This window comes from Pigmentiphaga sp. NML030171 (assembly GCF_002188635.1).
Taxonomy (GTDB): Bacteria; Pseudomonadota; Gammaproteobacteria; order Burkholderiales; family Burkholderiaceae_B; genus Pigmentiphaga; species Pigmentiphaga daeguensis.
In genome coordinates this window covers 256,386-278,515 of sequence record NZ_NINX01000039.1, presented here as the reverse complement: position 1 = coordinate 278,515, position 22,130 = coordinate 256,386, and the positions used below count along the sequence as shown (strand labels likewise).

The 22,130-nt window shown below is 67.6% G+C and carries 18 protein-coding genes and 2 tRNA genes; 15 read left to right on the top strand and 5 right to left on the bottom strand.

Annotated features, from left to right (window positions below; genetic code table 11):
• The first annotated feature begins 22 nt into the window (after positions 1-22).
• The 10 genes from CDO46_RS19965 (at position 23) to hflC (ending at position 10,848) form a co-directional block, all read left to right on the top strand.
• Positions 23-955, top strand: coding sequence for a RodZ domain-containing protein (locus CDO46_RS19965; RefSeq protein WP_087840210.1), 933 nt, complete (start codon positions 23-25; stop codon positions 953-955).
• Positions 956-962: 7 nt separating this feature from the next.
• Positions 963-2,246: a flavodoxin-dependent (E)-4-hydroxy-3-methylbut-2-enyl-diphosphate synthase gene (ispG, locus tag CDO46_RS19960; RefSeq protein ID WP_087840209.1), complete on the top strand. Its 1,284-nt coding sequence runs from the start codon at positions 963-965 to the stop codon at positions 2,244-2,246.
• 118 nt (positions 2,247-2,364) lie between these two features.
• Entirely contained in the window at positions 2,365-3,660 is a 1,296-nt protein-coding gene (gene hisS, locus CDO46_RS19955) for a histidine--tRNA ligase (RefSeq protein WP_087840208.1), read from the top strand.
• A gap of 124 nt (positions 3,661-3,784) precedes the next feature.
• A complete protein-coding gene (locus CDO46_RS19950; protein WP_087840207.1) occupies positions 3,785-4,417 on the top strand; it encodes a tetratricopeptide repeat protein in 633 nt (210 codons plus the stop codon).
• The gene (gene bamB / locus CDO46_RS19945; protein ID WP_087840206.1) at positions 4,417-5,595 is read left to right on the top strand and encodes an outer membrane protein assembly factor BamB; all 1,179 of its coding nucleotides are present in this window, start codon (positions 4,417-4,419) and stop codon (positions 5,593-5,595) included. The genes CDO46_RS19950 and bamB overlap by 1 nt, the downstream gene beginning before the upstream one ends.
• Before the next feature lie 16 nt (positions 5,596-5,611).
• Positions 5,612-7,018, top strand: a complete 1,407-nt coding sequence (gene der / locus CDO46_RS19940; RefSeq protein ID WP_087840205.1) for a ribosome biogenesis GTPase Der — start codon at positions 5,612-5,614, stop codon at positions 7,016-7,018.
• A gap of 173 nt (positions 7,019-7,191) precedes the next feature.
• Positions 7,192-7,428 carry an RNA chaperone Hfq gene (gene hfq, locus CDO46_RS19935; RefSeq protein ID WP_087780232.1) on the top strand — a complete coding sequence of 79 codons (237 nt, stop codon included), beginning with the start codon at positions 7,192-7,194 and terminating at the stop codon, positions 7,426-7,428.
• 34 nt (positions 7,429-7,462) lie between these two features.
• Entirely contained in the window at positions 7,463-8,614 is a 1,152-nt protein-coding gene (hflX, locus tag CDO46_RS19930) for a GTPase HflX (protein ID WP_087840204.1), read from the top strand.
• A 44-nt stretch (positions 8,615-8,658) separates the two neighbouring features.
• Positions 8,659-9,960 (top strand): FtsH protease activity modulator HflK, encoded by a 1,302-nt coding sequence (hflK, locus tag CDO46_RS19925; protein WP_087840293.1) that lies wholly within the window; start codon positions 8,659-8,661, stop codon positions 9,958-9,960.
• A 15-nt stretch (positions 9,961-9,975) separates the two neighbouring features.
• Entirely contained in the window at positions 9,976-10,848 is an 873-nt protein-coding gene (gene hflC, locus CDO46_RS19920; protein WP_087840203.1) for a protease modulator HflC, read from the top strand.
• Positions 10,849-11,120: 272 nt separating this feature from the next.
• Here hflC and CDO46_RS19915 read toward each other — a convergent pair whose 3' ends face one another.
• Together CDO46_RS19915 and CDO46_RS19910 are read right to left on the bottom strand one after the other, a co-directional pair.
• On the bottom strand, positions 11,121-12,140 hold the full coding sequence (locus CDO46_RS19915) for a tripartite tricarboxylate transporter substrate binding protein (RefSeq protein ID WP_165962995.1): 1,020 nt from the start codon (positions 12,138-12,140) through the stop codon (positions 11,121-11,123).
• A 61-nt stretch (positions 12,141-12,201) separates the two neighbouring features.
• Positions 12,202-13,740 (bottom strand): UbiD family decarboxylase, encoded by a 1,539-nt coding sequence (locus CDO46_RS19910; protein WP_254914642.1) that lies wholly within the window; start codon positions 13,738-13,740, stop codon positions 12,202-12,204.
• A 372-nt stretch (positions 13,741-14,112) separates the two neighbouring features.
• On the opposite strand from CDO46_RS19910, the gene CDO46_RS19905 reads away from it, so the two are divergent.
• The 3 genes from CDO46_RS19905 to CDO46_RS19895 all read left to right on the top strand — a co-directional run bounded on the left by CDO46_RS19905 (position 14,113) and on the right by CDO46_RS19895 (position 17,240).
• The gene (locus CDO46_RS19905) at positions 14,113-15,306 is read left to right on the top strand and encodes an ATP phosphoribosyltransferase regulatory subunit (protein WP_087840200.1); all 1,194 of its coding nucleotides are present in this window, start codon (positions 14,113-14,115) and stop codon (positions 15,304-15,306) included.
• 38 nt (positions 15,307-15,344) lie between these two features.
• Positions 15,345-16,640 carry an adenylosuccinate synthase gene (locus CDO46_RS19900; RefSeq protein WP_087840199.1) on the top strand — a complete coding sequence of 432 codons (1,296 nt, stop codon included), beginning with the start codon at positions 15,345-15,347 and terminating at the stop codon, positions 16,638-16,640.
• A 63-nt stretch (positions 16,641-16,703) separates the two neighbouring features.
• Positions 16,704-17,240: a phosphoribosyltransferase gene (locus CDO46_RS19895; RefSeq protein ID WP_087840198.1), complete on the top strand. Its 537-nt coding sequence runs from the start codon at positions 16,704-16,706 to the stop codon at positions 17,238-17,240.
• Between the two features lie 127 nt (positions 17,241-17,367).
• Here the strand turns inward: CDO46_RS19895 and prpR are convergent, their stop codons facing one another.
• Entirely contained in the window at positions 17,368-19,362 is a 1,995-nt protein-coding gene (gene prpR, locus CDO46_RS19890; RefSeq protein ID WP_087840292.1) for a propionate catabolism operon regulatory protein PrpR, read from the bottom strand.
• 166 nt (positions 19,363-19,528) lie between these two features.
• On the opposite strand from prpR, the gene CDO46_RS19885 reads away from it, so the two are divergent.
• Together CDO46_RS19885 and CDO46_RS19880 are read left to right on the top strand one after the other, a co-directional pair.
• Positions 19,529-20,725 (top strand): CaiB/BaiF CoA-transferase family protein, encoded by a 1,197-nt coding sequence (locus CDO46_RS19885; protein WP_087840197.1) that lies wholly within the window; start codon positions 19,529-19,531, stop codon positions 20,723-20,725.
• A gap of 29 nt (positions 20,726-20,754) precedes the next feature.
• Positions 20,755-21,732: a tripartite tricarboxylate transporter substrate binding protein gene (locus CDO46_RS19880; RefSeq protein ID WP_087840196.1), complete on the top strand. Its 978-nt coding sequence runs from the start codon at positions 20,755-20,757 to the stop codon at positions 21,730-21,732.
• 92 nt (positions 21,733-21,824) lie between these two features.
• Here CDO46_RS19880 and CDO46_RS19875 read toward each other — a convergent pair.
• Positions 21,825-21,909, bottom strand: a tRNA-Leu gene (locus CDO46_RS19875).
• An 86-nt stretch (positions 21,910-21,995) separates the two neighbouring features.
• A tRNA-Leu gene (locus tag CDO46_RS19870) sits at positions 21,996-22,080 on the bottom strand.
• Positions 22,081-22,130: the final 50 nt, after the last annotated feature.

The following is a 22,130-nucleotide window of genomic DNA, read 5'->3' as shown; positions in this document are numbered from 1 at the left end:
AGGGCCGGACAAGGAGTCGTCGATGTCTGAACCCCACGAAACCGGTGCCGCCGGAAGGCAGGAGGGCCAGGCGCCCGCCGCCGGCTCGCCGTCTTCGTCGTCGGTAGGGCCGGAGCTGGCACGCCTGCGCGAGGCGCGTGGCTGGTCGCAGGAATATGTGTCCGATCGCCTGAAGTTCGCCGTGCGCCAGATCCGCGCGCTCGAGAACGAACAGTGGAGCGAGCTGCCGCAAGGCATGCCGCTGCGGGGCTTCGTGCGCAATTACGCACGGCTGCTGGACCAGGATCCGGCGCCTTTGCTGCAGGCGCTGTCGCCGCAGCTGCAGGTGGCCGATCCGGTGTCGCTCGAGCAGGCGTCGTCGTTGTCCAGCCCGCTGGCGCATTCGTCGGGCCGCGCCTGGCCGGTGGCCGCCAGCCGCAGGAGGCTGGCCCCTTGGCTGGTGGGCGGCGTGATGGCGGTGCTGGCGCTGGTCCTGCTGGGCTACGCGCTCAGCCAGCAAGGCAAGCTTTCGTTCGGGCAGGCTTCCACGGCCGGCCTGGAGACGCCCGCGGCAGGCATGACCTCGGTCCAGACTGAAACGCCGCTGGCCACGACGGCTGAACCGGCGCCGGCCACGCCGGCGGAGGCCGCGCCGGCGTCCACCGCTCCGGTCGCACCCGCGCCCCTACCCACGCCTGCGCCCGAACCGGCCCCCGCCGCAGCGGCGCCAGCTCCGGCGCCCGGCCTTGCCCTGACCCTGAAGCAGGCAAGCTGGGTGGAAGTCCGGCGCGCCGACGGCACCGTGGCGGTGTCGCGGATCATTCCCGCCGGCGAACCGTATGAGCTGGACGTGGCGGGCGCCCCGTATCGTGTCGTGATCGGCAATGTCAACGGGGTAGACTTGACCTGGCGCGGCGCGCCCGTCGATCTCGCGCCGTATCGCCGGGACAACGTCGCCCGGCTCACCCTCCAGTAGCCGCATCATGAATCCTAGTCCGTCCACGACCGCCAACGCCGAGGCCGAGCCGTTCCCCGCCGGCCCGGCGGCCCGCCGGCCCACGCGCCAGGTCCGCATCTCCTGGGAAGGCAAGTCGGTCGCCGTCGGCGGCGATGCGCCGGTCATGGTGCAGTCCATGACCAACACGGACACGGCCGACGCCATCGCCACCGCGATCCAGGTCAAGGAGCTGGCCCTGGCCGGCTCCGAGGTGGTGCGTATCACCGTGAATACCGCCGAGGCGGCCCGCGAGGTGCCCGCGATACGCGAGCAGCTCGACCGCATGGGCGTGGATGTGCCGCTGGTGGGCGATTTCCACTACAACGGCCACAAGCTGCTGACCCAGTATCCGGAGTGCGCGCAGGCGCTGTCCAAGTACCGCATCAACCCCGGGAACATGGGCGCGGGGAAGAAGCGCGACGACAATTTCGCGCAGATGATCGAGGTGGCCTGCCGCCACGAGAAACCGGTGCGCATAGGCGTGAACTGGGGCAGCCTGGACCAGGACCTGCTGGCCCGCATGATGGACGAGAACGGCCGCCGGGCGCGGCCCTGGGATGCCCAGTCCGTGATGCGCGACGCGCTGGTGGTATCCGCGATCGACAATGCCCGGCGCGCCGAGGAACTGGGCCTGCCGGGCGACCGCATCATCCTGTCGTGCAAGGTCAGCAACGCCCAGGACCTGATCGCGGTCTACCGCGACATCTCGCGCCGCTGCGACTACCCGCTGCACCTGGGATTGACCGAGGCGGGCATGGGCAGCAAGGGCATCGTGGCCTCGACCGCGGCGATGGGCATCCTGCTGCAGGAGGGTATAGGCGATACGATCCGCGTATCGCTGACGCCGGAGCCCAACGGCGACCGTGCCCGCGAGGTCGTGGTGGCCCAGGAGATCCTGCAAAGCCTGGGCCTGCGCGCCTTCGCGCCGGTGGTCGTCGCCTGTCCGGGCTGCGGCCGGACCAGCAGCACGGTGTTCCAGGAACTGGCCGCCGACATCCAGAGCTACCTGCGCGCGCAGATGCCCGTGTGGCGCCTGAAATACCCGGGTGCCGAGAACCTGCACGTCGCGGTCATGGGCTGCGTGGTCAACGGCCCGGGCGAGAGCAAGTTCGCGGACATCGGCATCAGCCTGCCGGGCACGGGCGAGCAGCCGGTCGCGCCGGTCTTCATCGACGGCCAGCGCTCGGTCACGCTCAAGGGCGAACACATCGCCCGGGAGTTCCAGGCATTGGTGGAAAGCTACGTCGAGAATCGCTACAGCAAGAGATAACCTTTACACCCCTAGCAGCCCCTGGACGGCAATCCAGGGCACAGCGGATCCGGCTCCGCCGGTCCGCCAGTGCCGCCCCCCGGGGGGGGCGCGCGAAGCGCGTAGGGGGGGGACCTACATGAATAGTTTCAAGAAAGTGACCGCGATCCGCGGCATGAACGACATCCTGCCGGCCGATTCGGGCCAGTGGGAGCGGCTGGAGTCGCTGGTGCGCGAGTGGCTGCGCAGCTATGGCTACCGCAACCTGCGCACCCCCGTGCTCGAACAGACGCGGCTTTTCACGCGCGGGATCGGCGAAGTCACCGACATCGTCGAGAAAGAGATGTACAGCTTCACCGATTCGCTGAACGGCGAGTCGCTGACGATGCGTCCTGAGTTCACCGCGGGCATGGTGCGCGCCACCATCGAGCACAACCTGACCTACGACCGGCCCCAGCGGGTGTTCGCGATCGGGCCGGTATTCCGCCATGAACGCCCGCAGCGCGGCCGCTACCGCCAGTTCCACCAGATCGACGTGGAAGCCCTGGGTTTTGCCGGGCCGGACGTCGACGTCGAGCTGATCCTGATGCTGGCGCGGCTCTGGAAGATCCTGGGCCTGACGGACATCCGGCTGGAGATCAATTCGCTGGGCTCGGCCGAGGAGCGCCTGGCGCACCGGCAGGCCTTGATCACCTACCTGGAAGGGTTCAAGGACCAGCTGGACGAGGACGGCCAGCGCCGGCTGTACACGAATCCGCTGCGCGTCCTGGATACCAAGAATCCGGCCTTGCAGGAGATGGCCGACAACGCGCCGCGCCTGCTGGACTACCTGGGCGAGGCCTCGCGGGCCCATTTCGACGGCGTGCGCCAGCGGCTCGAGGATGCGGGCATCGCCTACCGGGTGAACCCCCGGCTGGTGCGGGGCCTGGACTACTACAACCTGACCGTGTTCGAGTGGGTGACCGATCGCCTGGGCGCCCAGGGCACGGTGTGCGGCGGTGGCCGCTACGACGGCCTGGTTTCGCTGCTGGGCGGCAAGCCGACGCCGGCCGTGGGCTTCGCCATCGGCGTCGAGCGCCTGCTGGACCTGTGGTCCCAGGCGCAGCCCGCGGAACCGCAGCCCGAGTGCGACGTCTATGTGTTGCACCAGGGCGAGCCCGCGGCGCGCGCGGCGATGCGGCTGGCCGAGGACCTGCGCGATGCGGGCCTGGACGTCGTCCTGCACTGCGGCGGCGGCAGCTTCAAGTCGCAGATGAAGCGCGCCGACGGCAGCGGGGCGGAATACGCCGTCATCCTGGGCGAGGACGAAATGGCCGAAGGCGCGGCCAGCGTCAAGGCGCTGCGGGCCGAGGGCGTGGCCCAGCGCCGCGTCGCCATGGCCGAGCTGCCGGCTTTCCTGGTAGAGGAACTGGTCCGGGCGGGCGGCCCTGAATAGCCGTGCGCGCGGGCCCGGATACGAATCGGCGCCGAATCCGTTAATCTTGCGGCTCTCGGAGTCCGCACGGGCCGCCGGCCGGCCCGCCACTACTCTTGCGATCACCACATCAACCGGGGCATAAATGGCCTACGACATCGAAGAACAGGAACAACTGGAATCCCTCAAGGCATGGTGGGCGAAGTACGGTAACTTCATCCTTGCCGTGGCGACCATCGTGCTGCTGGCCGCGGCCGCCTGGAACGGCTGGCAGTGGTACCAGCGCAACCAGGCCGCGAACGCCCTGGCGCAGTTCGAGGCCCTGGAGAAAGCAGCCGAGGCGGGCGACCTGACTCGCGTCAAGGATGCCGCCGGCACCATCCTGGAACAGTATTCCGGCACGGGCTACGCCCCGCGCGCCGCGCTGCTGGCCGCCCATGCCTATGAAAAAGCCGGCGACGCCCGCTCGGCCCGCGCCCAGTTGCAATGGGTGGCCGATCGCAGCGGCGACGAGGCCCTGGCCGCCGTGGCCCGCCTGCGGCTGGCGGGCCTGCTGCTGGACGAGAAGAGCTACGACGAGGCGCTGGGTGTGCTGGCGCCGCAGCCGCCCGCATCCTTTGCCGCGCTGTACGCCGACCGCCGGGGCGACGTGCTGGCCGGGCAGGGCAAGCGGGACGAGGCGCGCAAGGCCTATGAAGAGGCGCTGGCCAAGCTCGACGCGTCGACCGACCTGCGCTCGTCCATCCAACTGAAACTCGATGCCCTGGGAGGCGCTTGATGACGTTGCATAACGGCTTTACCGGCGAGCGCCTGGGCTGGCGCCACCTGCGCCGCGCCGCCGCGCTGGCGGCAGTGCTGGCCCTGGCCGGATGTTCCCTGTTCTCGAGCGAGAAGCCGCGGTATCCGCCGGCTCCGCTCACCAACTTCAACGCCACGCTGCCGGTCAGCAGCGGCTGGTCGGTGTCGGTGGGCAGCAAGGGCGGCGTGGGCTTCGTGCCCGTGGTCGTCGGCGACGCGGTCTACGCCGCCACGGGCAACGGTTCGGTCGGCAAATACGCGCTGGCCACTGGTGCCGAGATCTGGCGCTCCTCGGCCAAGACAGATTTGTCCGCGGGCGTGGGCAGCGACGGCCGCGTGACGGCGGTCGCGACGCCGCGCGGCGAAGTGATCGCCTTTGACGATACCGGCGCGATCAAATGGCGCGCCCAGGCTTCCAGCGAGATCACCATTCCGCCCCTGGTGGGCGAGGGCCTGGTGGTGGTGCGCAGCGGCGACTACCGCATCCAGGCGTACGACGCCGAGAGCGGCAAGCGCCGCTGGAGCGTCCAGCGTCCGGGCCCGGCCCTGGCCCTGCGCGCGCCGGGCGAAATGTTGCTGTCCGGCGGCTATATCTTCACCGGCCTGCCGGGCGGCAAGCTGATCGCCATCGCCACGAACAGCGGCGCGGTGCGCTGGGAAGGCACGGTCGCCAACCCCAGCGGCGCGAGCGAACTCGAGCGCGTGGCCGACGTGGTCGGCGCGCCGGTCATCTCGGGCCGCCAACTGTGCGCCGTCACCTACCAGGGCCGCATCAACTGCTTCGACGTGGGGTCGGGCAATTCGACCTGGTCCCGCGAGTTCTCCAGCGTGACCGGCCTGACCGCCGACGTGCGCTTCGCCTATGCGGCGAACGACCGCAGCGTGGTCTTCGGCTTCGCCCTGGACAGCGGCGCGAACATTTGGAAACAGGACGTGCTGCAGAACCGCGGCCTGACCGCGCCGGCCTCGGTGGGCCGCGCCATCGCCCTGGGCGACTACCAGGGCTACGTGCATTTCCTGCAACGCGAGGACGGCACCCTGCTGGCGCGCATCGCCACCGACGGCAGCGCCATTCTTTCCCAGCCCGTGGCGACCGACCGCGGGGTGCTGGTGCAGACTTCCAAGGGTAATCTGACCCTGATCAATGTCGGTCAATGAGCAAGGCTTTTCGACGATGAAACCCGCTGTCTTCAAACCGGTGGTCGTCCTGGTGGGACGGCCCAACGTGGGCAAATCCACGTTGTTCAACCGGCTGACCCGCTCGCGCGACGCGCTCGTGGCCGATTTCCCCGGGCTCACGCGCGATCGCCACTATGGCGAGGGCAGGGTGGGGGATCATCCCTTCATCGTCGTGGACACCGGTGGTTTCGAGCCGGTGGCCAAGAACGGCATCATGGCCGAGATGGCCAAGCAGACCGTGCAGGCGGTGGACGAGGCCGACGCCATCGTGTTCCTGACCGACGGACGCGTGGGCCTGACCGGCCATGACCGCGAGATCGCCGAGCGCCTGCGCCGTTCCGGACGCAAGGTGCTGCTGGCGGTCAACAAGGTGGAAGGCATGTCGCGCGCCGCCGCCGCGGCCGAGTTCTACGAACTGGGGCTGGGCGAGCCGCACGCGATTTCGTCCGCCCATGGCGACGGCGTGGTGGACATGATCGAGGAGGCGCTGCGAGGCCTGGTCGAGACGGCGCCCGAGGTGGACGACGACGAAGCCGCCGAAACGGCCCGGCAAACGGACGAGGAAGCCTTCTCGCCGGTCGACGCCATCGACCACCGCATCAAGCTCGCCATCGTCGGGCGTCCGAACGTCGGCAAGTCCACGCTCGTGAATACGCTGCTGGGCGAGGAGCGGGTCATCGCCTTCGACCAGCCGGGCACCACCCGCGACGCCATCGAGATCGAGTTCGAGCGGGGCGGGCGCCGCTACACCCTGATCGACACCGCCGGACTGCGCAAGCGCGGCAAGGTGTTCGAGGCGATCGAGAAATTCTCCGTCATCAAGACGCTGCAGGCGATCGAGGCCAGCAACGTCGTGCTGCTGATGCTGGACGCCAGCGCGGAAATCTCCGAGCAGGACGCCCACATCGCCGGTTTCGTGCTGGAGACCGGGCGCGCGCTGGTGGTGGCGATCAACAAGTGGGACCGCGCCGACAGCGAGCGCCGCGACGAGATCAAGCGGGAGTTCGAACGCAAGCTGCGCTTCCTGTCGTTCGCCAAGATGCATACGGTTTCGGCGCTGCGCGGCGCCGGCATCGGGCCGCTGCTCAAGTCCATCGAGTCGGCCCATGCGGCGGCCTTCGCCAAGCTTTCCACGCCCAAGCTGACCCGCACGCTGCAGGCCGCGGTCGAGCAGCAGCAACCGCCGCGCAAGGGAATCTTCCGGCCCAAGCTGCGCTACGCCCACCAGGGTGGCCAGAATCCGCCGCTGATCGTGGTCCATGGCAGCGCCCTGGACGAAATCCCCGATTCGTATCGCAGGTTCCTCGAAACCCGGTTCCGGGAAACTTTCCGGCTCGAAGGCACTCCATTGAGAATCGAGTTCAGAAACTCGAGGAATCCTTATCTCGACAAGGCGGGGTAGCCGAGTATCTTCCGGGACGTGCTCTTGTGGGAACGCAACCGCGTCCCCACATGGGATTTGGGGAAAAAAGCGGTCTTCTTCTCAGTTTTGAGATTCGCTAGTTTCCCTGGGGAAAACCCGGTACAGTAACAGAGTTGGCATCCGCCAAGAAAAACACATCCAGGAGCCCACTAATGAGCAATAAAGGGCAATTGCTACAAGACCCCTTCCTTAACGTGCTGCGTAAAGAGCACGTACCCGTCTCCATTTACCTCGTCAACGGCATCAAGCTGCAAGGCCAGATCGAATCCTTCGATCAGTACGTGGTCCTGCTGCGCAATACCGTGACACAAATGGTCTACAAACACGCCATTTCGACCGTCGTGCCCTCGCGCCCGGTCAATTTCCAGGTTGAAGCCGCTGCAGACTAATCCAACTCCTACCGGGCAGAACCACGGGCCGCTGATGCGCGCGCTGATCGTCAGCGTGGACTTCGGCGAGCCCGAGTTCCAGGCCCAGACCGACGAATTCATCATGCTGGCCAAGGGGGCCGGCGCGCAGATCGTCGACACCATCATTGCCCGACGGGCGCGTCCTGATGCAGCGCTCTTCGTGGGGTCGGGCAAGGCGGAAGAAATCGCCCTGGCGGCTGCGGCCGGCCAGGCCGAGATCATCCTGTTCAACCACAACCTGACGCCTGCCCAGCAGCGCAACCTGGAACGCGCCCTGAAGATACGGGTGGTGGACCGGGTCGCACTCATCCTGGACATCTTCGCGTTGCGCGCCCATAGCCACGAAGGCAAGCTCCAGGTCGAGCTGGCCCAGTTGCAGCACCTGGCCACGCGCCTGACCCGGATGTGGTCCCACCTGGAACGCCAGCGCGGCGGCATAGGCATGCGGGGCCCGGGTGAATCCCAGCTGGAAATGGACCGCCGCATGATCGGCGACAAGGTCCGGTACCTGCGCGAGCGCCTGGACAAGCTCGAACGACAGCGGCAGACCCAGCGCCGTTCGCGCGCGCGGGGCGGGGCGCTCTCGGTCTCGCTGGTGGGCTATACCAACGCCGGCAAGTCCACGCTGTTCAACGCGCTGACCCGGGCCGACGTCTATGCGGCCGACCAGCTCTTCGCCACCCTGGACACCACCACCCGGCGCATCTGGATCGAGGGTGCCGGTTCGGTGGTCGTGTCCGACACCGTCGGCTTCATCCGCGAGTTGCCGCATACGCTCATCGCGGCGTTCAAGGCCACGCTCGAGGAAACCGTCCATGCCGACCTGCTGCTGCATGTCGTGGACGCGTCCTGCCCCCAGCGCGACGAACAGATCGCCGAGGTCGACAAGGTCCTGGAGGAGATCGGGGCGGCGGACATTCCCCGCATCCTGGTCTACAACAAGATCGACCGCAGCAGCCACGAGGCGGGAGTCGAGCGCGACGAGCATGGTACGATCTCGCGAGTGTTCGTCAGCGCGATCGAACGTACCGGCCTGGATGCACTGCGGGGTGCCATCGTCGAGGCCGGACAGGCAGATCCCGTGGTCACAGGTAATAATAGTAGCGACCCACGCTTTCGTACGCTGTCTTCGTCCGTCGGCCCCACGGCCGACGCCCGATCCTAGGCGACGGGTTCGGCCCGTCCGCTTCGCTTACTACAAAGATGCGTCTGCCTGCGATAATTCGAATATTCAATCTGAACGACTCGAACTGGGGCCGCGGAAGCGGCGGTGGCTCCGGCAACGAGCCTCCCCGGCGTCCACAGAACGACGGACGGGACAACAATAACGGCGGACCGCCGGATCTCGACGAGTTGTGGCGCGATTTCAACCGCAGGCTCAGCGGCCTGTTCGGCCGCAAGCCCTCGGGGCCTCCCGGCGGCGGCAACAACGGCGGTGGCCGTTTTTCGCCGTCCTCGCGGGGTACCGGCGTCGGCCTGCTGGTCGTCGTGGTCGTGGTGGCCCTGCTGTGGCTCGCCTCGGGCTTCTTCATCGTCCAGGAAGGGCAGGTCGCCGTCATCACGCAGTTCGGCAAGTACAAGGAAACCACGCGGGCGGGTTTCCAATGGCGCCTGCCGTATCCCATCCAGAGCCACGAGACCGTCAATCTCTCGCAATTGCGCACCATCGAGGTGGGCTTCCGCAATACCTCGCGCAGCAAGGTGTTGCAGGAGTCCCTGATGCTGACCGACGACGAGAACATCGTCGACATGCAGTTCGTGGTCCAGTACCGGTTGAAGGAAACGGGCGCGCGCGATTACCTCTTCAACAACCGTGGTCCCGACGAAGCGGTCAAGCAGGCCGCCGAGACCGCCATGCGCGAGATCGTCGGCAAGAAGAAGATGGACTTCGTGCTGTACGAGGGGCGTACCGAAGTGGCCACGGAAGTCGCGGCGCTGATGCAGCAGATCATGGATCTGTACCGTACCGGCGTCCTGGTCAGCACCGTGGCGATCCAGAACGCCCAGCCGCCCGAGCAGGTGCAGGCCGCGTTCGACGACGCGGTCAAGGCCGGGCAGGACCGCGAGCGCCAGATCAACGAAGGCCAGGCCTATGCCAACGACGTGGTTCCCCGCGCCTCGGGCGCCGCGTCGCGCCTGATCCAGGAAGCCGAGGCCTACCGCCAGCGCATCGTCGAGAGCGCCGAGGGCGACGCCGCGCGCTTCTCCCAGGTGCTGACCGAGTACAAGAAGGCGCCGCAGGTCACGCGGGACCGCCTCTATCTCGAGACCATGCAGCAGGTCTTCACCAACACCTCGAAGGTGCTGGTGGACACGCGCAACGGCAGCAACCTGCTGTACCTGCCGCTGGACAAGCTGATGCAGCAGGTGTCGCACGAGTCCGCGGCCGGGGCGCGCTCGTCGTCCGCCGCGAGCGGCTCCTCGTCCGTGAACGTGCCGCCGCCGCTGGCCGGCAGCGTGCTGCCGGAAGCTGGACGCGACGCGCTGCGCTCGCGGGACCGCAACAGATAATCGAGAAGGAATAGCATGGACCGTTTGATTCCTGCGGTAATCGGTCTACTCGTGGGGGTGGCCGTATTGTCGTCGTGCGTGTTCGTCGTCAACGAACGCAACTATGCCGTCGTCTTCGCCCTGGGTGAAATCAAGGAAGTCATCGACGAACCTGGCCTGTATTTCAAGCTGCCGCCGCCGTTCCAGAACGTGCAGCAGTTCGACAAGCGCATCCTGACCATCGACTCCGCCGACAGCGAGCGGGTGCAGACCTCGGAAAAGAAGAACCTGCTGATCGACGCTTTCGTGAAGTGGCGCATCTCCAATCCGCGCACCTACTACGTCACCTTCGGCGGTAACGAGCGTGCGGCGCAGGAGCGCCTGCTGGCGCTGATCCGCGATGCGCTGAATGCCTCGATCAACCGCCGCACCGTGAACGACGTCACCTCCAAGGAGCGTGACAAGATCATGCAGGAGATCCGCACCAACACCGAAGCGGCGGCCAAGCTCCTGGGGGTCGAGATCGTCGACGTGCGTCTCAAGCGCGTGGATTTCGTGCCCGAGATCTCCGAGTCGGTCTATCGCCGGATGGAAGCCGAGCGCAAGCGCGTGGCCAACGAGCAGCGTTCCATCGGCGCCGCCGAGGGCGAGAAGATCCGTGCCGATGCCGACCGCCAGCGCGAGGTCATCCTGGCCGAAGCCTACCGCAAGGCCCAGGAAATCAAGGGCGAGGGCGACGCCAAGGCCTCCGCCGTCTACGCGCAGGCCTTCGGCCAGGACCGCGACTTCTATCGCTTCTACAAGAGCCTGGAAGCCTACCGCAGCTCGTTCGGCTCCAAGTCCGACATGCTGGTGGTGGACCCGAGTTCGGAGTTCTTCCGCTTCATGAAATCACCAGCTGCGAATTGACCCCCCCCTACGCCCTCCGGGCGCCCCCCAGGGGGCGATGCGGGTGGACCGGCAAAGCCGGATCCACCGCATCCTGGGGTACCAAAGGGCTGGCGGGGACTGGCGATATTGCCTAGCATCCGGTTCGGTTGAAAATAAAAACGGCCTTGCACGCAAGCAAGGCCGTTTTTCTTTCCTGAGCGTCTCCAGACCCAGGGCACAGCGGATCCGGCTCCGCCGGTCCGCCAGTGCCGCCCCCTGGGGGGCGCGCGTCAGCGCGTAGGGGGGATCCTCTACTCAGGAGTAATGCCAGCGGCTTTGACGACGGCGCGCCATTCGGGGATTTCCGTGCGGATGCGGTCGGCCATTTCCTGGGGGGTGCTGGGCAGCAGTTCCACGCCCAGGTCGACGAATTTGTCGTGCGTGGCGGGTTGCTTCAGGATACGGACGACTTCGCGGTTCAGTTTGGCGACGACGGGGGCCGGCATGCCGGCGGGGCCGGACAGGGCGAACCAGACGTTGGCGCTGAAGCCTGGCAGCGTTTCGTTGATCGTGGGCAGGTCGGGCATGATCTCGGTGCGCTTTTCACCCGAAGTGGCCAGCGCCGTGAGCTTGCCGGCGCGGACGTGGGGCAGGGACGAGGCGCCGCCTTCGAACATCATGTCGACCTGGCCGGCGATCAGGTCCGTGCTGGCATTGGAGCTGCCCTTGTAGGGCACGTGCAGGATGTCCACGCCGGCCTGTTTCTTGAACATTTCCGCCAGCAGATGGTGCGAGCTGCCGGAGCCCAGCGAGGCATAGGTGTACTTGCCGGGCGAGGCTTTGGCGGCGGCGATGAGGTCGGCCACGGTGCGCATGGGCAGGGCCTTGTTGACCACCAGGTAGGTGGGCGTGTCGAACAGCATGGAGATGGGGGTGAAGTCCCGCTGCGAATCGTAGGGCAGCTGCTTGCGCAGCAGGGGATTGAACACCATGGCGCTTTGCGTGGCGATCAGCAGCGTATAGCCGTCGGGCGGTGCCTTGGCCACGGTCTCGGCGGCGATGGTCTGGCTGGCGCCGGGGCGGTTTTCCACGATCACGGGCTGGTTGAAGGTCGCCGACAGTTGCTGAGCGATGTAGCGGGCGAAGGTATCGCCCAGCCCGCCGGCCGAGTGGGGGGAGATGATCCGGATCGGCTTGGTCGGGAAATCGGTCGCGGCATCCTGGGCGGACGCCGGCTGGCAGGCGAACAGCCCCGTGGCGGCAAGCGCCGCGAGCAGGGTACGGCGATGGGTATCCAGGCCGGCGGGGCGCCGGCTCAGCGGTTGGGTCATGGCGTGTCTCCTGTGCGGGGCTGGTCGGCCGTGCCGCCGCCCCGTCGTTTGCCGTGGAAAATCAACGGAAGTGGTAGCGGCCTTCTTCATCCCGGGCCAGGGGACGCTTGCCGGCGGTATCCTCCAGCCAGCGCACGATCTCGCGGCCGTCGTCGCTGCCGGTCGCGGCCATCAGCTCCTCGAAGTACTTGGGGCCGTCCTCCAGCGCTTCCTCGAGGGAGGCGAAGCGGGCGCCCTCGTAGCGCGGGGCGGCGGGAACCCGGTATTCCAGGGGACGTTGCGTGCCCGGGGCGAGCAGGGGCAGGGTCAGGTCGAAACCCGCCTTGGCCCCGGTGCGGGCGCCGTTCAGCGAGGGGTCCAGCGGCATGGCGCGCATGCCGGTCTGGATCACCAGGTCGCGATCGGCCTGGAATCGGGTGCCCAGGGCCCAGTCCATCTGCGCATCCGAGAAGATGTCGATGTCGGGATCGACCACGAATACGTGCTTGACGTTCGAGAGCGAGCCGAACACCGCGGCGATGGCGTTGCGGGCCTCGCCCGGCACGCGCTGCTGCAAGGCGATGCGCACGTTGAACATGCCGCCGTTGGCCGGCGCGGCGAAGACGCCGCGCACTTCCCGCACCGCGGTCTCGAGCGCGCGCCAGATCATCACTTCGGTGCGCAGCGCGTTCAGCTGCGCGGTATCGGTCCAGGCCATGTTGGGGCCGCTGATGGTGGCGGTCTGGAACACGGCGTCGCGCCGGCGCGTGATGGCCGTCACGTGGAACAGCGGATTCTTCTTGACCACGCCGTAGTAGCCCAGGAACTCGCCGTAGGGGCCCTCGGGCTCGACGTGGCCGGCCTCGTCCAGATAGCCTTCGATGATGAATTCCGCGTCGGCCGGCACCAGCAGGTCGTTGGTCACGCACTTGACCACGGGCAGCGGGGCGGCCCGCAGGCTGGAAAGCAGGCCCAGCTCGTCGCCGGGAATGCGCATGGTGGCGGCGATGTGGTCGATGGGGTTCGAGCCCACCGCGAAGGCGATGGGTACCCGCTGGCCGCGGCCCGCCTGCTTCAGGTACAGGGCGCGCAGGTCCGACGGCGCGACCAGGTCTATCCCGGCCGTGCGGCGGCCGCGCAGCATGAGGCGGCGCACGCCCACGTTGGTCCAGCCGGTGTCGGGGTCCCGCGTGAAATCGATGGAGGCGGAAATATAGGGCGCTCCGTCCAGTCCGTGCTGTAGGTGGACGGGCAACCGGGTAAGGTCGCAGTCATCGCCTTGCAGGACGATCTGCTGGACGGGGGCCCGGGACGCCGGGATCTCCACGAACTCGGGCCGGTTGCGCAGCCGCCGGGTCACTTCGGCGGGCAGTTCGGCCGGCGTCGTGCCGAATGCCAGGGCGAGCCGTTCGCGGCTGCCCGCGGCGTTGCCGCACAGCGGCGTGTCGGCGCCGCCAGGGCGTTCGATGAGGACCGCCTTGGGGCTGCGCTCCAGGATGGCGGCGACGTCGCGCAAGGCCGCTTCGGGCTCGCGCACCAGGGCACCCTCGTCCAGGGATTCCAGGAAGCGCCTGAGACGGAAGGCGTCCAGGTCGGGCAGGGCGGGGGAAGGCGAAGGCACGGCGGTCTCCGGGGGCTGGTTCGGGAAAGAGGACCTCCGGGCCGCCGCCGTCGCGGCGCCGCCCATCGGTCCGGGCTGCCGCGTTATTTAAATGCACCCCACCGTGGGGCGTAAGCAAAACATTTGAATGACGTGATAGAAGAACGTGAACAATGCGTCGGCCCCGCACCACGCAAGCTTGATTTTGTCGTGATTCGAGCGGACAATAGCGTGTAAGCCAAGAGGTATGTCCGAATTCATCATTGCACCAACTTGGTGCGATTCGGGCGACCCAAGCTTGGAAGAAGCGGTTGATGGGCTTGCACGTGTGCATACCCGCAGCCGCTTTTTTTTCGTCCATCGTTTTCATTGAATCGTTTGCGAGATCCCCGCATGGGCAAATGGCTGTTGCCCGAAAGCCTGGCAGACATCCTGCCGGCCGAGGCCCGGCGCATAGAAGAATTGCGCCGCTTGTTGCTGGACCTGTACCGCACCTATGGCTATGAGCTCGTCATGCCGCCGCTGGTGGAGTACCTCGACTCGCTGCTGTCGGCCAGCGGAGGCGACATGGACCTGCACACCTTCAAACTGGTGGACCAGATGTCGGGCCGCTCGCTCGGCATCCGGGCCGACATGACGCCCCAGGTGACGCGCATCGACGCGCACCTGCTCAACCGGGCCGGCACCACCCGCCTGTGCTATTGCGGAAGCGTGCTGCACACCTTGCCGCGCGGTCTCTGGGCCACGCGCGAGCCGCTGCAGATCGGCGCCGAGCTGTATGGCCATGCCGGCCCCGAGGCCGACATCGAAATCCTGCAACTGGCGCTGGAAAGTGTCCGCCGCGCCGGCGTGGCCGATTACCGGATCGACCTCAGCCACCTGGACGTGGTGCGGGCGCTGCTGGAAACCGATCCGGCCGCGGCGGCCCGCGCCGACGAGATCTTCGGCCTGCTGCGCGAAAAGGACATCCCCGGCCTGGCGGCGCTGAGCCCCGGGCTGGCGCCGGCCACCGCCCAGGCGCTCCAGGTGCTGCCGACGCTGTACGGCGAACTGGACGTGCTGGAGAAGGCCCGCGCGGCGCTGCCCGCGCTGCCCCGCATCAGCCAGGCGCTGGACATGCTGGCCTCGCTGGCCAAGGCGCTGCCGGGCGTGGACATCGGCATCGACCTGGCCGACGTGCGCAGCTTCAACTATCACACCGGCGTGGTCTTCGCGGTCTATTGCGGCGGCTGGCCCAATGCGGTCGTGCGCGGCGGCCGCTACGACGACGTCGGCAGGGTATTCGGGCGTGCGCGTCCGGCCACGGGCTTCAGCCTGGATCTGCGCGAATTGGCCGGGCTGCTGGCGCCCGCCACCGCCAGTCCGGCGGTGCGCGCCCCGTGGGGCCTCGAGCCCGGTCTGGTGGAAGCCGTGCGCGCGCTGCGCGCCGCCGGCCAGATCGTGGTCCAGATCCTGCCCGGACATGAACACGATCAGCAGGAATTCGTCTGCGATCGCGAGCTGGTGCTGCGCGACGGCGCCTGGCGGGTCGAACCCCTGGCCAGCGCCGAGACCGCCGCCCGGCCATCCCCACCCACCGCAATCTGACGCCCGTCGCGGGCGGATTTTAGAGAAGCAGAAGCAACATGGCTAATAACGTCGTGGTTATCGGCACCCAGTGGGGTGACGAAGGCAAAGGCAAGATCGTCGATTGGCTGGCGGAGTCCGCCCAAGGGGTGGTCCGCTTCCAGGGCGGCCACAATGCCGGCCACACCCTGTGGATCGCTGGCAAGAAGACCATCCTGCGCCTGATCCCCTCGGGCATCATGCATCCCGGCATGACCTGCTACATCGGCAACGGCGTGGTGCTGTCGCCCGAGGCGCTGCTGCGCGAAATCGAAGAGCTCGAAGCCGCCGGCGTCGAGGTGCGGGCGCGCCTGCGCGTGTCCGAGGCCTGCCCGCTGATCCTGCCGTATCACGTCGCCGTCGACCAGGCGCGCGAAGCCCGCAAGGGCGCCGGCAAGATCGGCACGACCGGCCGCGGCATCGGCCCCGCCTACGAGGACAAGGTCGCGCGCCGCGCCATCCGCGTCCAGGACCTGTACGATCCGGCTTCCTTCGATGCCAAGCTGGAAGAGGCGCTGGACTACCACAACTTCGTGCTGACCCAGTACCTGGGCGCCCAGGCCGTGGATGCCGCGCAGGTGCGCGACCAGGCCATGGCGCTGGCTCCGGTGCTCAAGCCCATGGTGGCCGACGTCGCCAACGCGCTGTACGAAGCCTCGGCCGGCGGCCAGAAGCTGCTGTTCGAAGGCGCGCAGGGCGCGCTGCTGGACGTGGACCATGGTACCTATCCCTACGTCACCAGCAGCAACTGCGTGGCCGGGGCCGCCTCGGCGGGATCGGGCGTCGGACCGCAGAAGCTCGAGTACGTGCTGGGCATCACCAAGGCCTATGCCACGCGCGTGGGCTCGGGCCCGTTCCCGACCGAGCTGGAAGACGACATCGGCGCGCGCCTGGCGTCGGTGGGCAAGGAATTCGGTTCGGTCACCGGCCGGCCGCGCCGCTGCGGCTGGTTCGACGGCGCCGCGCTCAAGCGCTCGATCCGCCTGAACGGCATCTCCGGCCTGTGCATCACCAAGCTGGACGTGCTGGACGGCCTGGAAACCATCAAGCTGGGCGTGGGCTATCGCGTCAACGGCGAGTTCCGCGACGTGCTGCCCTATGGGGCGGCGGCCGTGGCCAGCAGCGAGCCGGTCCTGGAGGAAATGCCCGGCTGGACCGAATCCACCGTCGGCGTGACCGAATACGATAAACTCCCGGTCAATGCCCGACGCTACCTGGAGCGGATGGCCGAAGTCTGCGGCGTGCCGATCGACCTGGTGTCGACCGGTCCGGACCGCACCGAGACCATCGTGCTGAGGCATCCCTTCAAGGCCTGATCGGACCCGAATCCATCCTGGCGCCCCGGTTGATCCGGGGCTTTTTTGCAACATCCGCACACCATGCAGCAAGATACCGACAAAGATCTCTGGATCAGCTGGGACCGCTACAACCAGCTCATCGAACAACTGGCCCTGCAAGTCCACCAGTCGGGCTGGAAGTTCGACCAGATCGTCTGCCTGGCCCGCGGCGGCATGCGCGTGGGCGACGTGCTCTCGCGCATCTACGACGTGCCCCTGGGCATCCTGGCCACCAGCAGCTACCGCGAGGCGGCCGGCACGGAGCAGGGCCGCCTGGACATCGCGCAGTTCATCACGATCACGCGCGGCACGCTGGAAGGCAAGGTGCTGCTGGTCGACGACATGGTCGACACGGGCGTGACCTTCGATCGTGTGCACCAGCATCTGCTGCAGCAGTTCACGGCGATCACGGAAATGCGCACGGCCGTGCTGTGGTTCAAGGGGCACTCGAAGGTGGTGCCCGACTATTACGTGCAGAAGCTGCCCACCAATCCTTGGATCCACCAGCCGTTCGAGGACTACGACAGCATCCGGCCGTATCAGCTCGAAGCCTGGGTGCGCAAGGGCAAGAGCGACTGATCGTCGCCTGCGTCGTGCGCGAAAGCCCGGTGGGAGCCATCCCTGCCGGGCTTTTTTGCTGCCAGTGATCCGGAACGGCTGGTGGGATGGCGAAGCCAACGCCAGCCATGCCCGCGTGTGCCGGAAGCTACTCGTTCCCGTTGATGGCGGCGCCGCGCCCGGCCTGGCCCTGGAGGAAGCCGTGATGCGGGTGCGCCTGAGCGGCGCCAGGATCGAGCTCGGCCAGCCATCGCCACAACGTCGAGCGGCTGACGCCCAGCAGGCGCGCGGCTTCGGCGCGCCGGCCTCCCGCTTGCGCCAATGCCGCGCGCACGCGCTGCTCCAGCGGGCGCCCGGCGGCCGGACCGGCCCCGCCTGCATTGAACAGTTCAGGGCAGTCATGGACCAGCGCGTCGAGGGGGATGTCACGCGCATCGGCATACTGCGCCAGCGTCACGGCGATCCGCTCGGCCAGATTCTCCAGCTCGCGCACGTTGCCCGGCCAGTGGTAGCTGCGCAGCGCATCCATCCACGGGCCCAGCGCAGTGGCCGCGTCCAGGGATGACCCCAGGCGTTTCAGGCAACGGTCGGCCATGGGAAGAATGAGCGCCGGGATGTCGTCCCGGCGTTCGCGCAGCGCGGGCAGGGCCAGCCGCAGGATGTTGAGGCGGTAGTACAGGTCGCGCCGGAACCGGCCCTGTTCGATCAATGACTCCAACGGCTGGTGCGTGGCGGCGATTACCCGCACGTCGATGGGCAGCGGCGCGGTCGCGCCCAGGCGCATGATTTCCCGTTCCTGCAGCACCCGCAACAGCCGGGTCTGCAGGGGCATGGGCATGTCGCCGATCTCGTCCAGGAACAGCGTCCCGGTATGGGCCGCCTCGAACAGGCCGCATTTGCCCCCGCGCCGCGATCCGGTGAAGGCGCCTTCCTCGTAGCCGAACAGTTCGCTTTCCAGCAGCGACTCCGGAAAAGACGCGCAATTCACGGCCACGAAGGGGCGTCCCGCCCGCCGGCTTTCGTTGTGGATGGCCTGGGCGAACAGTTCCTTGCCGACGCCGCTTTCGCCGGTGATCAGCACGCCCAGGTCCGTGCGCGCGTAGCGATGGGCGGTGGCGACGGCGGTGCGCATGGCCTGGCTGCGGCCGGCCAGGCTGGCGAAGGTATGGCGGGCCGTATGTTGCTGGCGCCGCTGCAATATGCGCAGGCTGGCGTCGGCCGCCTGGATGGCGCTTGCGTCATGCAGCGTCAGCGCCGCGCCGACGATGTCCCCATGTTCCCGTATCAGGGTGCGGTCGACCACCCAGTCGCGCTGCCCGAAGCGCAGCGCGATGGCCCGTTCCTGGCGTCCGCTGGCCAGCGTGGCGCGCAGGGAAAGCGCTGGTTCGAGATCGCCCAGCGTCTGCCTCCGCAGGAGCGCGTCCGGCTTGCCCAGCAATTGGCGCATGGGCGGGTTGATGGCGATGATGCGGTCTTCGCGGTCGACCGCCACCACGGCTTCCTGCAGGTTGTGCAGGACGCTGTGCAACTGCTCGTAGCGGCCTGCCTCCAGGCGCGCCACCCTGGCCAGTTCCAGGGCGTCGTCGAATCCCTTGCGGATGCTGGCCAGGGAATAGGCCAGCAGTCCCCGCAGCCCGGCCTGCTCGGCCAGTTCCACCACCAGGCTGGAACCGACGATGACCTCGTATCCCTCCTTGCGCAGCGTCTCGAAGCGACGCCGGGCGTCGTCCGGTGTCCGGTAGGCGTGCTGGCTGATGCCGATGTTCAGCAGGTCCTTGACGTCGTCGAGCTCGGGGATGGTCTGGCCGTACATCACCACGCCGACGCGATCGGCGACCCGGCGCGCCCGGATCAGCGCCTGCAGCAGGTCGAAACCGCCCAGGTGGATGGTGGCCACCGGCGCCTGCAGGCCGGCCCGCAGGGTGGCGGCGTTCGAACCCGCGCTGACGAAGGCATCGGCCATGCCGCGCTCGACCCGGTCCTGCGCCACGGCAAGGGCATCGCCGAACGTGGCGTCGACCACCTCGATGCGCGCCCGCTGCGCATATTCGGCGACCACGGGCATGGCCAGTTCGCGGATGTGCCGGTAGCTGACGAAGCACAGGCGCGGCAGGCCGGACGGAGGCGAGGAAAGGGGAGGCATGGTCATGTCTTGGTAAGACGTACGGTTCGTCTCATGATTGTTCCATGAAACGTCCGGACAAAGTCGCCATTCCGGGAAAACGCCGATGGATCAAGGGCTTGGCGCGCAAACCTCGGATGGCACGGGGATTGCAGTGTCCCGGCATCGTCTTCAAGGAGATACCGGATTGGCCCTCGAACACATTACCGTGCTGGATCTGACCCACATGCTTTCCGGGCCCTACGGCACCATGCTGCTGGCCGACCTGGGCGCCCGCACGATCAAGGTCGAACCTCCCGGGCGAGGCGAAGGCACGCGCCGGCTGCTCGAGAACGACCCGCAGCATTCGCGCGACGGCATGGGCGCCTACTACGTCACGCTGAACCGGAACAAGGAAAGCGTCTGCGTCGACCTGAAGCAGCCGGCGGGCCGCGAGATCTTCCTGGACCTGGTGCGGCGCGCCGACGTGGTGTTCGACAATTTCAGCGTGGGAGTGACCGAAAGGCTGGGTATCGATCATGCGTCGCTGGCCAAGGTCAATCCACGCATCGTCACCTGCTCGGTGACGGGATTCGGGCAGACCGGGCCGGCCACGCAGCGTCCGGCGTTCGACCAGGTGGTGCAGGCCATGGGCGGCGGCATGTCGATCACCGGCACGCCGGCCACCGGGCCGATGCGCAGCGGCATCCCCATCGGCGACCTGGGCGGGGGCACCTTCGGCGCGATAGGCGTGCTGGCGGCCCTGGTCGAGCGCGAGCGGACGGGCAGAGGGCAGCACGTCGACATCGCCATGCTGGACGTGCAGATTTCGCTGCTGAACTACATGGCCACGATGTACTTCATGTCCGGCCAGATTCCCGAGGGCATCGGCAACGGCCATTTCGTACACGTGCCCTACAACTGCTATCCGACCGCGGACGGCCACATCATCATCGCCTGCATCGGCGACGCCTTCTTCGAGCGCTTCGTGGAGTTCATCGACGTGCCCGAGCTGCGGCGACCGGAGTATCGCCAGCAGCCGGTGCGCTTCGCCGACAAGGCGCGCATCGACGAGATCATCTCGGCCGAGCTGCGCAAGCAGCCCACCGCGCATTGGCTCGCGCGGCTGGAGGCCGCCCGCATTCCCTGCGGCCCGGTCAACGACTTCGCGCAGGCGCTGGCCGACCCGCAGGTGGTGGCGCGCGGCATGGTGGCCGAGGTGCCGCTGCCGGATGGAACGTCCCTGCGCATGCCGGGCAATCCGGTCAAGCTCTCGGGCTCGGCGGCGGCGACCTTCGGCGCGCCGCCGCGGCTGGGTGCCCAGACCGACGCCGTGCTGGGCGACTGGCTGGGCTATGCCCCGGACCGGCTGGCCAGCCTGCGCGGACAAGGCGTGATCGGCTGACGACAAGACCAACACGAGGAGGAGACAACATGGCGATACGATGGCTATCCGCATTTTCCGCGCCCTTGCTGGCCGCGCTTTGCCTGGCGGCCGGAAGCGTCCGCGCCGAGACGTACCCGGCCAAGCCGATCCGGCTGATCGTGCCGTTCGCACCCGGCGGCGTGACCGACACCGGCGCCCGCATCGTGGCCGAGCACCTCGGCCACCGGCTGGGCCAGCAGGTGGTGGTGGAGAACAAACCCGGCGCTTCAGGCAACATCGGCACGCAGCTCGCGGCCACGGCCGCGCCGGATGGCTACACGCTGGTGGTGGGTTTCGATGGCACCCTGGTCATCAATCCCCACGTCTATGCCAAGGTACCGTTCGACACCTTGCGCGACCTTGCCCCCGTCAGCAAGATCGGCGATGCCGCGCTGGTCATCGTGACCAACCCCGCGCTGCCGGTGACCGATTTCGCGTCACTGGTCGCCTACTCCAAGCGCAACCCGGCCGGCGTCTCGTATGGCAGCGCCGGCACCGGCAGCACGCCGCACCTGGCGGGTGAGTTGCTGCGGGTGCGCACGGGCGCCAATTTCGTCCACATTCCCTACAAGGGCGGCGGCCAGGCCATGGCCGACGTGGTCGGCGGGACGCTGCCCATGCTGTATACGGCCGTGGCGGGGGCGTACCCCTTCATCCAGCGCGGCCAGATGCGCGCCGTGGCGGTGTCCAGCGCGCAGCGCCTGGCGTCGTTGCCGGACGTGCCTACCGTGGCCGAGACGGTGCCGGGGTTCGAAGTGACGTCGTGGATAGGTATCCTGGCGCCAGCGGGCACGCCGTCCGCGATCGTCGACCGCCTGCAGCGGGAGATCCGGGCCGTGGTGTTCCAGCCCGAGGTAAAGGAGCGTCTGGCGGGGCTGGGCATCGTCGCATCGGGCAATACGCCGGCGGAGTTCCGCGGCCAGATCGAGGCCGATCTGCGCAAGTACGCCGACGTGGTGAAGGCGGCCAACATCCGCATCGATTGATGTCCTGATGCGCGCAGGCAACAAAAAACCCCGCCAACCGAAGCTGCGGGGTCTTGCCTGCGGATCCTGCCGGATCCGGAACTGCCATCAGTTGGTGCCCAGGAGAGGACTCGAACCTCCACGCCGTTAAGCGCTAGTACCTGAAACTAGTGCGTCTACCAATTCCGCCACCTGGGCACTGCCGTACAACCAAAACCACCCTTCGAGCGGGTATTCCAACTCGGATTTCCAACTACCTGGAAGGCTTGCGCCTGCCAAAGAATTGGTGCCCAGAAGAGGACTCGAACCTCCACGCCGCTAAGCGCTAGTACCTGAAACTAGTGCGTCTACCAATTCCGCCATCTGGGCATTGTCGCAACGGCCTAACATTTGCTGCGGTAAACTCAAGTTATTCCTTG